General features: G+C 54.8%; 8 protein-coding genes. 6 read left to right on the top strand and 2 right to left on the bottom strand.

Annotated features, from left to right (window positions below):
• Nucleotides 1–206 precede the first annotated feature (206 nt).
• Nucleotides 207–2,969 carry a cation-translocating P-type ATPase gene (locus ACGG90_RS14700; RefSeq protein ID WP_390410556.1) on the bottom strand — a complete coding sequence of 921 codons (2,763 nt, stop codon included), beginning with the start codon at nt 2,967–2,969 and terminating at the stop codon, nt 207–209.
• A 1,239-nt stretch (nt 2,970–4,208) separates the two neighbouring features.
• A complete protein-coding gene (locus tag ACGG90_RS14695) occupies nt 4,209–4,448 on the bottom strand; it encodes a hypothetical protein (protein ID WP_390410554.1) in 240 nt (79 codons plus the stop codon).
• A 1,112-nt stretch (nt 4,449–5,560) separates the two neighbouring features.
• On the opposite strand from ACGG90_RS14695, the gene ACGG90_RS14690 reads away from it, so the two are divergent.
• The 6 genes from ACGG90_RS14690 (at nt 5,561) to ACGG90_RS14665 (ending at nt 11,605) form a co-directional block, all read left to right on the top strand.
• The gene (locus ACGG90_RS14690; protein WP_390410552.1) at nt 5,561–5,878 is read left to right on the top strand and encodes a hypothetical protein; all 318 of its coding nucleotides are present in this window, start codon (nt 5,561–5,563) and stop codon (nt 5,876–5,878) included.
• Nucleotides 5,879–5,944: 66 nt separating this feature from the next.
• Nucleotides 5,945–7,162 (top strand): MDR family MFS transporter, encoded by a 1,218-nt coding sequence (locus ACGG90_RS14685; protein ID WP_390410551.1) that lies wholly within the window; start codon nt 5,945–5,947, stop codon nt 7,160–7,162.
• 108 nt (nt 7,163–7,270) lie between these two features.
• Nucleotides 7,271–8,584 carry an NCS2 family permease gene (locus ACGG90_RS14680; protein ID WP_390410550.1) on the top strand — a complete coding sequence of 438 codons (1,314 nt, stop codon included), beginning with the start codon at nt 7,271–7,273 and terminating at the stop codon, nt 8,582–8,584.
• Nucleotides 8,585–9,599: 1,015 nt separating this feature from the next.
• Nucleotides 9,600–10,430 carry a hypothetical protein gene (locus tag ACGG90_RS14675; protein ID WP_390410549.1) on the top strand — a complete coding sequence of 277 codons (831 nt, stop codon included), beginning with the start codon at nt 9,600–9,602 and terminating at the stop codon, nt 10,428–10,430.
• Between the two features lie 16 nt (nt 10,431–10,446).
• On the top strand, nt 10,447–11,196 hold the full coding sequence (locus tag ACGG90_RS14670; RefSeq protein ID WP_390410547.1) for a hypothetical protein: 750 nt from the start codon (nt 10,447–10,449) through the stop codon (nt 11,194–11,196).
• Between the two features lie 184 nt (nt 11,197–11,380).
• A complete protein-coding gene (locus ACGG90_RS14665; protein ID WP_390410545.1) occupies nt 11,381–11,605 on the top strand; it encodes a metalloregulator ArsR/SmtB family transcription factor in 225 nt (74 codons plus the stop codon).
• Nucleotides 11,606–11,768: the final 163 nt, after the last annotated feature.

The following is an 11,768-nucleotide window of genomic DNA, read 5'->3' as shown; positions in this document are numbered from 1 at the left end:
CCTTGGAACCAAACATTTACCGGTACCGCCCAATCGACCGTCGCTTAAAGCAAAGAGGTCCGCTTCCCTGAATCTGGGAACGGGCCTCTATTGATTTTCAAGACGGTCTGTTATTGGGTGCTTACAAGAGAAAGCCCAATGTAGCAACTTTCTCTTGACTAGCGGTAGAAAGAGAGGCAGCTTCCGAACAGGAGGCTGCCTCTTTTTTACTGTCTGCGCCGCAACCACAGCGCTTTGATCCCGGACAACACTAACGTTGGCAGCGCCGGTAAGCACACCACCGCCAGATACAAGCTGCCGGATAGTGGCGCGGTGCCCATCACCGTGTTGAAAAACGGCAACAGCGTGACCAGCAGCGAGGCCACGGCGGCAAAGGCTACGGCGATGGTGAGTTTGCCGTTCTCGAAGGGATTGCGGTGGAACAAGGTGCGGGTGCTGCGCGCGTCATACACATGCCACAGCTGACCGAACACCAAAGTCAAGAAGGCCACTGTTTGCGCTTCTTGGGCGGTTAAGCCAGCCTGCGCCGCCCAAACGAATGCCAGATATACCAGCGCGCCCATCACCACGCCGCGCAAGCAGATGCGGCCGAGCATCCCTTTTAAGATCGATTGGTGGACGTTGCGCGGCGGCTGTTGCATCAAGTCGGCTTCCGGCACATCATAGCCCAACGCGAAGCTGGGCAAGGCGTCTGAGATCATGTTCACCCACAACACCATCAGCGCCGTTAACACTGGCGTCGTCGCGGTGACTTGGCCGATCGGCGCCGTGATCAACACCACGCCTAGCAGCAGCGCTAAGACTTCGGCGACATTGGTGGTCAACTCATGGCGCATAAAGTTCTTAATATTGCCAAAAATCGTCCGCCCAGCGGCTACTGAGGTTTCAATGGTGGTGAACTTATCATCTAAAAGGATCAAATCGGCGGCGTCTTTGGTGACTTCCGTGCCGTTGATGCCCATGGCGATACCGATGTCGGCGGCTTTTAACGCCGGGGCGTCGTTGATGCCATCGCCGGTCATCGCCACGATTTCGTTGTGCTGCTGCAGCGCATGCACGATGCGCTGCTTATGCGCCGGGCTGACCCGGGCATACACGCGGATCGAAGGCGCTAAGTCGAACAACTCGCGATCATCCATGCCTTCCAGCTGGCGGCCTTCGATCACCGGCGCATTGGCATCGTCAACGATACCTAAGCGCAAGGCGATGGCCCGCGCCGTGGCCGCGTGATCGCCGGTGATCATCACCACCGCCACGCCGGCTTGATGCAGCGTTGCCACGGATTGGCGCACTTCTGGCCGCGGCGGGTCGATGATCCCGGCGATCCCTAAGATCGTCAGGTGTTGTTCCAAGGCTGCTGCGTCGCCATGCAAGGCCAAGTCTTCATCAATGTCGCGCGTGGCCACCGCTAAGGTCCGCAAGGCTTGATTGGCGAAATCCAACACTGTGGCTTCCACCACCATCCGCGCATCTTCGGCGGCGATGGCTTGGTCATGTTGCATCACGGCGTCGGCGATGTTTAATACCACATCAGGCGCGCCTTTGGTCAACACGCGATAGCCGGCTGCCGTTTTCAAGACGACGCTCATCATTTTGCGGGTGGAGTCAAAAGGCAGGATGCGCACGATGTCCCACGGCCCGGCCAACAGCTGGTCGCGACGGATGCCGGCTTTTTCGCCCATCACCACTAAGGCGACGTCGGTGGGGTTGCCGAAAGGTTGATAGCGGCCGTCTTCGTCTTCTTGGACCTCGGCTTCGTTGTTGACAACGGCGGCTTGGATGAAGGCTTGATAATCAACTGCTGCGCCTTCTGGCATGATTTCGCCGACTGGGTCAAAGCCGCTGCCTTCCACGCTGAAGTGTTCGCCATTGGCCCAGAAGTGGGTGACGGTCATTTGATTCTGGGTCAAGGTGCCGGTTTTGTCACTGGCGACAAAACTCGTCGCACCTAAAGTTTCCACCGCGTTCAAGGACTTGATCAAGCCGTTGTGGCGGCTTAAGCGATTGGCGCCGATGGTCAACACGATCGCCAACACTGCCGGCAAGGCGTCGGGGATGGCAGCCACCGCCAAGGCGATGGCGGTGGATAAAGATTCCGCCAGCGCCGTCATGCTTAAGCTGCCGCTGGCTTCATACGCTTTGAACAATTCCAAGGCTAAGGTGAACGCCACCACGACTAACGCGCAAGCCATCAGACGCTTTGAAAGCTTGTTAACGGTGCGTTCGATCGGCGTTTTGGTCGGCTTGGCGGCGTTGAGCAAGCTGGCGATTTGGCCCAGTTCGGTTTGCATGCCGGTGGCCACCACCACGCCGATGCCGGTGCCATGAGTGACCATCGAACCGGAGTAGCCCATGTTGGTGCGATCGCCGAGTTCTGCCGCTGCAATGGTATGCGTCTGCTTGTCCACCGGCTCGGCTTCACCGGTGAGGTGCGCTTCGTTGGCTTGCAGCGTTGCCACTTGCAGCCAGCGCACATCCGCTTCGATGAAGTCGCCGGTGCGCACTTTCAAGATATCGCCGACTACCACATTGTGCGCCGGGATCTCCACCCAGTTGTCTTCGCGCAGTACCGTGGCGTGATGTTCCGCCATGGATTGCAGCGCTGCCAGCGACTTCTGCGCCGCGCGCGCCTGCCAGAAGGACAACCCAGCATTGACGCCGATCAGCAGCAGAATGGCAATCGATTCATAAATCGCCGCCATGGCATGGGCTTGGTCGCCGATAACCACCCAGTCATACCAAGCACTGGCCCAAGCCAGGAACACCGCGATGAACAAGATGATCATCAGCGGCTCTTTGAATGTGTGCGCCAAGATCTGCCAGGCTTTAGGCTGCGGCGCTTGGGCCAAAGCGTTAGGCCCGTTGTGCTTGAGGCGCGCGGTGGCGACTGAGTTGGTTAAGCCGTGGCGGCGATCAACGTTGAGTTCTGACAGCACTTTGGCTTTGGGCATGAGGTGGGGGTCTTGCATAAGGGTGGCCTCCTTTAGTGAGTGACAAGTATGTTTTAGGGCAAAAAGCGCGCAATCACAAAGCGTTTTCCTCCCCGAGAAAACCGTCTTGCGCTTGCGCGTACCGATGAAACTTCTTTAACTAAATTAAGCATAACGAACCGCCAGCAGCCATGTCAAGCCGCAAGGGAAGCCGAAAAAAACCAGAGCGAAGTGGCGCGCTCTTAGCGGTGGATATAAGGCGGGATGACACTTGGGCGTACTTTGCCCACGTGGCGTCACGACTTATATCACGCCGCGTTGCGCCACGCAGCTCGACGAAAAACCCCAGAGCGAAGTGGTGCGTTCTTAGCGATGTGTGTAAGATGGCCTGAGCTAATGGCGGGCTTTGCCATAAGCTCGGGACAGCTTACACACAATCGCGTTGCGCCACGCAGCTCGACGAAGCCCACAGCGTATCAAGCGTGGACCTGGTCAAGCCGTGGTTTTGGTCAGGCCCGGACCGGCGTTGCTGCGGCGCGCGGGGAAAGCGTCGGCGCAGGCAGTGCGGCCGGCTCCAACCACGCAACTAGCTCCGCTGCGCTCCACGTCGTCGCGTGTTTTACGCCTAAATTCCCAGCCCCGCATCGCTGCGCTCAACGCGGGTCTGGGAATTTGCCGCGATCAGTACAGCAAGCCAAGCACAGCCCGCTTGTCTTACTGTACTGATCGTTTCACGGCCTGACCGACGCTTTCCCCGCGCGCCTCCGCAACACCTGTCCTACATTGTCGGCATCAGGAGGGCGGGTAGTATGATAAAGAAAATGCAAATGAGTCGCGGATGTTTGGTAGCGTGGAAACGGACAGATGATATGAGGGCTGTTATCAATAATTGTGGATGTCTTGTTGCCGTTAAACAACACATTATGTTATCATATCTGTGTGCTAAAAAACGTGGTGCGGGAACACCACGTTCAGCACGCCGCTAAAAGAGCGGGTACCTTTTGAATAGGTTATTAAACCACGTCTACTTGTTCAAAAGTTAATGGTGTAGTTTTTCTTGTGCTTTCTTTTTCGCTTGCGCCGCTTCTTTGAATCAGCGGCGTTTTCTTGTATCTGAGATGTGCTGGTTTGGCACGCTATTGTCACGAATTAGTGCTTCATGTTATCATATCTATGTACAAAAAAGACGTGGTGCTCAAACGCCACGTCCGGCACGCCGCTTAAAGAGCGGTGACCTTTCGACATTGTTATAAAACCACGTCTACTCGGTGAAAAGTATTAATGACGTGGTTTTTTCTTATGCTTTCCTTTTCGCTTGCGCCGCTTCCTTCCGTCAGCGGTGCCCGCTTGCCACGTTGTTCTGAGATCGAGCAACTTAGAAATGATGGTGATCAACCCGACAATGGTGTCAGCGTGATCGCCAATCAGGTGGCAGGCGGGTGTTCGGACGTTGACGAACACGTCCAGGATATACATTAGGCGCACCTTTCCCAGATTTTGTGATTCCCATGCTTCCATAGGCATCAGCTCCCTTCTGGTAATCGAAGGCCACCGCGCATTAAACTTCGTGCCTGAATATTGTATCAGACGTCCAGAGCTATGTATATAGGCGCAAAAGATTGAATAATTCATATACTAAAAACACTAATTACATAATCATGAACGATTATTTATTGGCTATCCACATTGCATGATTTGCTTATTGTGTACTGCACTACTCACTATCCTGATTCAGATACCAGAGGCCAGGTGTTGCGTAGGTGCGTGGTGCGGCAAGCCGGTCAGGCCGTGAAACGATTAGCGCAGTAAGACAAGCGGGTTGTGCTTGGCTTGCTGTGCTAATCGCGGCAACTTTTGAGATTTGCGAGGCGAGCCGCAGGCGAGTGCAAAGCTCAAAAGTTAGGCGTAAACCACGCGTACTTGGCGGGGTTGCAGCCGGCCGCACAGCCTGCGCCGGCTTGCCGAGCCACGCGCCGAAGCAACACCTGGCCGGGCTTTACGACTGTGGTCTTCGTTGAGCTGCGTGGCGCAACGCGGCGTGATATAAGTCGTGACGCCGCCAAGGCAAAGAGCGCCTTTGCGGCATCCCGCCTTATATCCACCGCTAAAAGCGCGCCACTTCGCTGTGGTCTTCGTCGAGCTGCGCAGCCCAACGCGATCGCGTGTAAGCCATCCCGATCCAATGGCAAAGTGCGCCATCGGCTCAGGCTGTCTTACACACATCGCTAAGACCGGGCTGCTCCGCTCTGGGTCTTCGTCGAGCTGCGCAAAGCAACGCGGGTGCAATTAGCTACGCCCCCGCACTCGCGGCATAATGCGCCGCAAGCACGAGGGCTAGGCTAATTGACCCGCTAAAAGCGCTTTGCTTCGCTCTGGTATACAAAAAGGCCGCAATGGGTTGCGGCCTCGGTTGAAAGAAGGTGGGTTTACATATTTGACGCTTGCGCATTTGACCGGAATGCTGCGCCAACAGCGCCTGCGGAATCGGGATGGTTCCGAAGCACCACCTTCATTATACTGGCTTATCGACAAAATGAAAGCGCTTTTTGTAAGCTTGATCATTTTTTTCTTGACCTGTAACGCGTTTCAGATGGCAAGCTGATCATAGCTTAAAGTTGGAGGCGGCGCTCATGAGACAATGGTCGCATTACACAATAGAAGAAAAGTTATACGCGGTAGCGGCGTTGCGTGCCGGGGCGTCGGCGCGCAGCATCGAAGCAGCCAGCGGGATCGATCATCATCTGCTGGCCAGTTGGCGCAAAGCATATGACGCAGGCGGCAAGCAGGCGCTGCAGCCGTATGCATGCACTAGGCGGTATCCGGCGCACTTGAAAGCGGCGGTGGTGGCGGAGTATCAAAGCGGTGAAACCACCTTGCGCAAGCTATGTGCTAAATATGATATTTCCAATCCCGGGTTGTGCTACAAGTGGATCCAAGCGGCGCGCTAAGCAGGCAGCGGTGTTTTGGCCAAGGCGCGGTGTATACTAGACCTTAGACTTTCTTTGAGGTGGAATATGCAAGAATTTATGGCGCTGGACCACAACTTGAAACTGCGCACATTGACGGTGTTCCTCACCGCACTGTTAAACGCTGCGGTGTTGCCGAACATGACGATTTATTATGCGCATTATTTTGGTGCGGCCACTGCTGGGGTATTGTTGATGGTGGTGTCCATCGCCAGTTTCTTTGCCGGCTTATACGGCGGGCACTTGGCGGATGTACACGGGCGCAAGCCGATCATGTTGGCTGGCAGCGCCTTGTTGATCGTGGGCTATGTGATTGCTGCGGCGGTGAATTCGCCATTGGGGCGCTTTCCGGCGGCGGCATTCTTTGGGTTCTTGTTGGCGCGCTTAGGCGGGTCGTTGGCCGATCCGGCAGAGCAGGCGATGATGATCGACGCGTCGACGCCAGACAATCGCCGCTTCGTGTATGCAATGATCTATTGGGTGATCAATATTTCGGTGATGATCGGCTCGGCGTTAGGCGGCTGGTTCTTTCGCGACTACCTCTTTGAACTGCTGGTGGCCATGGCAATTGTGGCCATGATCAATGCCGGCATCATCAGCTTAGGCATGCGCGAGACTTTTGCGGCAACGGGTCAAGCCAACAGCTCGCCATGGCAGGCGCTGCGCTCGTATACGGTGGTGTTCACCGATCGGCGGTATGTGAAGTTCTTGGCGGGGTCGCTGTTGACCATGATCGTCACCAGCCAGCCCAGTTATTATTTGGCGGTGCACTTGGGGCGGGATTTTCACGCGACGACGGTGTTGGGCATCGCGATTTATGGGCAGCGGATGTTGTCGCTGGTAACGATCATCAACACGGTGTTAATCATTACCTTGATGGCGGTGTTCACCCGCTTAACGTCACGCTGGACCTTGCGCGTCGCGTTTGCGGTGGGGATGTGTTTACAAACCGTGGGCTTTGCGGCAAGTTTCTTGGCGGCGCGCTTGTGGCCGCTGGCGTTGTGGGTGGTGGTGTTGACGATTGGGGAAATGATCGCCGTGCCATCTAGTCAAACCTTGCGCGCCGATTTAATGGATGAAGAAAAAATCGGCGCCTACTCTGGCGGCTGGGCGGCGGTGAACCCCTTGGCCTCAACGCTGGCAGGGCTAAGCGTGTCGATCAGCCCGTGGCTGCATAACGGCGGGATGGCAGCGTTGATGCTGGTGCTGGGGGCTTTGGGGATCATGGCTGTGGCCAGTGCCGCCGGGGTGCAGTCGCGACAATAATGTTCGTCTTTTGGCCAAAAAAGAAATAGTCCTTTACCATTTTGTCAGATTAATGTATGATGATAGCCGTTGTTCCAGAAACAAAGTTCGTTTTTTGGAGGCTAATGTATGCAAAAGAAGTTACTGGCTTATTTCGAAATTGATCAATTGAACACCACCATTCGCCGTGAGCTGTTGGCGGGGTTCACCACGTTCATTTCGATGGCCTATATCCTGTTCGTTAATCCATCCGTACTGGGGGCTTCGGGGATGGATAAAGGCGCGGTGTTCACCGCGACCGCTTTGGCATCGGCGTTAGGATGCTTGTTGATGGGGATCTTGGCGAAGTATCCGATCGCCACGGCGCCAGCGTTAGGCATCAATGCGTTCTTTGCGTATTCGGTGTGCATCGGCATGAAGATCCCGTGGCAAACCGCCTTGGCTGGCGTGTTTGTGGCCAGCTTGATCTTCATCTTGATCACGATTTTCAAGTTGCGTGAAATGATCATTGATGCGATCCCGGCTGATTTGAAATACGCCATTTCCGGTGGGATCGGGTTGTTCATTGCTTTCTTAGGCTTGTCTGATGGCGGCTTGATCGTGGCCAACAAGTCCACGCTGGTTGGGTTAGGCGACTTGTCAGTGGGCACCACTTGGCTGACGATTTTCGGCTTGGTGGTCACGGCGATTTTAATGGTCAAGAAAGTCCCAGGCGGCATTTTTATCGGGATGGTGTTGACCACGCTGTTGGGTTTAGTCACCGGCTTGATCCATGCGCCTAGTGCGATCATCTCTGCGGCGCCGTCGCTGCGCCCGACGTTCTTGGTGGCGGTGCGCCACATCGGCGACATCAATTCCTTGCAACTGGTGGTTGTCGTGTTGACCTTCTTATTGGTCACATTCTTTGATACTGCCGGCACCTTGGTGGGCTTGGCCAACCAAGCCGGCTTCATGAAAGATAACAAAATGCCGCGTGTAGGCAAGGCCTTGGCCAGTGATTCTACGGCGATGTTAGTCGGCTCGCTGCTTGGTACCAGCCCAGTGGGTGCGTATGTTGAATCCAGTGCCGGTATCGCTGTCGGCGGCCGCTCTGGTTTAACGGCGGTGACCACCGGCGTGTTGTTCCTGTTAGGCTTGTTCTTCTCGCCGCTGTTGTCAGTGGTGACCACGCAAGTCACCGCACCGGCGTTGATCATTGTCGGGGTGCTCATGGCGCAGTCGCTGCGCGAAATCAAGTGGGACGACATGGCCATTGCGATTCCAAGTTTCTTGATCTTGTTGGGGATGCCGCTGACTTACAGTATCTCTGATGGGATCGCGTTAGGCTTTATCATGTACCCGATCACAATGATCGCTGCCAAGCGCGGCAAGCAAGTCAGCCCAATCATGTATGCGTTGTTCTTTGTGTTTATTGGATTTATGTGGATACTAAACGTGGGATAAACCAGAGCGACGAAAACCAGAGCGGAGTGGCGCGCTCTTAGCGGGTCGGGTAGCATAGCCATCGCGCTTGAGGCGTACTTTGCCTCGAGTGCGAGGGCGTAGCTAACCGCACCTGCGTTGCGCCACGCAGCTCGACGAAAAAACCAGAGCGGAGCAAAGCGGTTTTAGCGGTGTGTGTAAGATGGGATGATGTTTGGGCGGTTTATGCCCAAGCGGCGTCACAGCTTACACGCAGCCGCGTTGCTTTGCGCAGCTCGACGAAGACCACAGTCGTATAAAGCCCGTACTTCCCCGGGCCCGGCCAGCCATTGCTCCGGCGCGCAAGCCCAGCAAGCCGGCGCAGGCGGTGCGGCCGGCTGCAACCCCGCAACGGCTGGCCTTTGATATTCGTATTAGGGTAGTGATTGGTGCGGTAAAAGAGATTAGTAAATTACAGCTATCCGTTGAATCTAAATTCGATGGATCTATATGAAAAAGCCGGCTCAACAAATTTCGTTGAGCCGGCTTTTTGTATCCAAAGTGCTGAACACGACGAATACACGATCGGTATATTCACCATCGTGTATTTGTTGTGGCAGGCTATCGATTCTTGCTGCCTGCCAATCGTTATTTGATTAAGTACCAGCAGGCGCAACCGCCTGCCAGCTGATCTAATGACGTCCTGTATATTGCTATACTGCCTAGGGATGTGAACACTTGGCTTCGTCGCGAATGTGCACAGACGCTCTGGACGCACGAGCCGTAGCGCAATTGCGCCTTAGATCGACTCGTGTAGGGACTTGGTGCGCCAGGTGCGGCGCTGAAGCGGTGTGGCCACCACTGCTTCCCAAGTTCCACTCGACATCTACAGCGATAATATATCACGGTCGATTTAATTGTGCAAGCGATTTACCAACTTTTTACAATTGAATTTACTTGGCGAATTTCGTGCGCTTAACGTTCTGGGATAAGCGAAAAAATCGCTTCTTTTTAGGGCTGCTTGTATACTCAAGACAGGCAGAAAGAAGGGGTGATGATGGCTAAGCAAGCGGCACTGCTTAGATTCAGTGGGGTGGTAGATCGGCCGAAGAAACTGATGATTGTTGAATCGGCAGACCAAATCAAGTCGCTAAACGTATTGTTCATGCGTGTGTATGTTGTGGCGCAGCGCCGGCACCACAGAATGACGAACTTCAGCGATACGATTGGGTTGGTGGTGAGCCCTGCGTTATTCAAGACAGCTGAGGTGATTCGGTATTCTAACGATATTTTTCTGCAAGGCCAACTGCGGGAGGTCGAGGTGCTGCATCATTTGCATGATCGCCGGCAAATCGCCCATCTTATCAAGGCTGGCTGGGCTAAACTCCAACAAGTTCAAGCGGTTTGGCAAGCCAAGTACCTCATTGGGCAACCAAACACCCAAGCCATGGTGCAACGACTGGAGCGGTTAACGACGCAATGGTCGCCGCAACTGAATAATTTGGCGGCTTATCAGTATCGGGTGCGGCGGGTGGTGCGACTGGCCAGTGCCGCGGCGCAACAAGCTTTGCGTGAAGTGCAAATGCGACAACGCCAGATCAATATTGAAACGCGTGCCGCTGTAGATGCAGTGACGACTAAGCTGCTGGTGATCGAAACGCCAAGCAAGCCGCTGACGATCGCACCATACGGGCGGTTGCAACGCGAGCGGGAAGCGATCGATCAAAGTAAGCTGGCTGATCCGGCGTATTTGCACCAGCAAGCACAAGAGATCATGTTAGATTATCAATTTGCCCAAGCGCACCATTTGCCGCTGGCATCGCGCAACTCGCCATGGGGTGAAGCCGAGTTGGCGCAGTGGCAGCAATGGGTCGATGCAACATTCTAGAAAATGGAGGGGTAACATGGACAACGATAAGGTCGCATTTCTCATTGAAGGCGTCGTTGTTGATGCGGCAGAAGAGCAAGTGCAGCTGGAAACAGGCCAACGCAAGCTCATGCGCTGGCTGGTGGTGGCAGTCGATCCAACCGTGTCGCAAGTTATGGCTGAAGATCCAGAAGCTGGCGGGGCACTGCCGCTTACTGTGCGCTTGCTTGCGGAACTGGTGGCAGGCGATGACGTGCATATCGGCGATCGGGTGCATTTTAAAGGTGCGCTGCGTGCGGTTGCGTTGTTTGAGCCAAGTCAAGCTGCACCTAAAGCCGCCAAGCCATTGATTGAAGCGATGGTGGCCAGAAGCCAGCGTTGGAGCAAGCAGACGCTTATCCATGGGCGGCGCAAGTTTGACCAATTGGGAACAGACTTTGCCGCTGGGAAAATCACTTTCGAAGCTTGGCAGCAAGCTCAGCGAAAATTATCTGCTGATCCCGGGCTGGCCAAGCTGCAAAGCGCCTTGCAAGTTGATGAGCAGCAAAACGCTCTCGCCGCACCATCACAAACATCGGTGATGATGGCCGAAGACGAATTCTGGGATTTTTCAGTCACGCCAGGGCCAGCGCCTAGAGAAATTCTAGGAACAGCCGTCAGCACCGGCAAGTACTTGCTGCGGCGCATCGATGCGGCAGATACTGCCAGAAGGTGGCAGCTGTTGCTGGCAGAGGCTAAAGCATGGCAAGCGTCCCATCCTGGCGGGGTGAGCGCCGCAACCCGATAACACCGTAAATTGGCGAGCATCGCAATGGGGATGCTCGCTTTTGCATGCGGCAAGCCGAAATCAAGTTTCAACAAGCTATTTCGAAAATCTTCTAAATAATAGTGGACATCAGCGATCGATGGCGGTACTCTCTATTTAGATAATCATCTAAACAGAATACTTACAAAACGATTGGAGGACCGCGATGGCAATGAGTGACACCTTAAAGGCGATTTCCGACCCGGTACGGCGGCAGATCTTGAATCTGCTCAAAGATGCGCCGAAGCCGGCAGGCGAAATCGCCGCGCAATTCGACCTCACCCCGGCGACGGTTTCTTATCATTTGAAGCTGCTTAAGCAGGCCCAGTTGATCACCGAACGGCGCGAGAAGAATTATCCTGGATTATTCACCTCGGTATTGGGGACATGAAATCGCATCTGGCCGGTCTGAAAGCAACGTTTGGATCGTTGCGAATACTGACTGAGCGGAGAAGTTGGTGATCGATGCACCACGAACAGACCGACCCAGTTTTCGGCTCGACGCACGACCTATTCAGTTATTCAGTTCAGGTCGCCAACTGATGGACTTCGTC

The organism is Lacticaseibacillus jixiensis (genome assembly GCF_042847315.1).
Classification (GTDB): domain Bacteria; phylum Bacillota; class Bacilli; order Lactobacillales; family Lactobacillaceae; genus Lacticaseibacillus; species Lacticaseibacillus jixiensis.
The sequence above is the reverse complement of the archived record's forward strand: the minus strand, read 5'-3'. Positions and strand labels throughout refer to the sequence as shown.

Bases quoted from the DNA above. Each gene is read 5' to 3' on its own strand.
- ACGG90_RS14665 (WP_390410545.1), top strand. From the start codon at position 11,381: ATGGCAATGAGTGACACCTTAAAGGCGATTTCCGACCCGGTACGGCGG.
- ACGG90_RS14685 (WP_390410551.1), top strand. From the start codon at position 5,945: ATGCAAGAATTTATGGCGCTGGACCACAACTTGAAACTGCGCACATTG.
- ACGG90_RS14675 (WP_390410549.1), top strand. From the start codon at position 9,600: ATGGCTAAGCAAGCGGCACTGCTTAGATTCAGTGGGGTGGTAGATCGG.
- ACGG90_RS14690 (WP_390410552.1), top strand. From the start codon at position 5,561: ATGAGACAATGGTCGCATTACACAATAGAAGAAAAGTTATACGCGGTA.
- ACGG90_RS14700 (WP_390410556.1), bottom strand. From the start codon at position 2,969: ATGCAAGACCCCCACCTCATGCCCAAAGCCAAAGTGCTGTCAGAACTC.
- ACGG90_RS14680 (WP_390410550.1), top strand. From the start codon at position 7,271: ATGCAAAAGAAGTTACTGGCTTATTTCGAAATTGATCAATTGAACACC.
- ACGG90_RS14695 (WP_390410554.1), bottom strand. From the start codon at position 4,448: ATGGAAGCATGGGAATCACAAAATCTGGGAAAGGTGCGCCTAATGTAT.
- ACGG90_RS14670 (WP_390410547.1), top strand. From the start codon at position 10,447: ATGGACAACGATAAGGTCGCATTTCTCATTGAAGGCGTCGTTGTTGAT.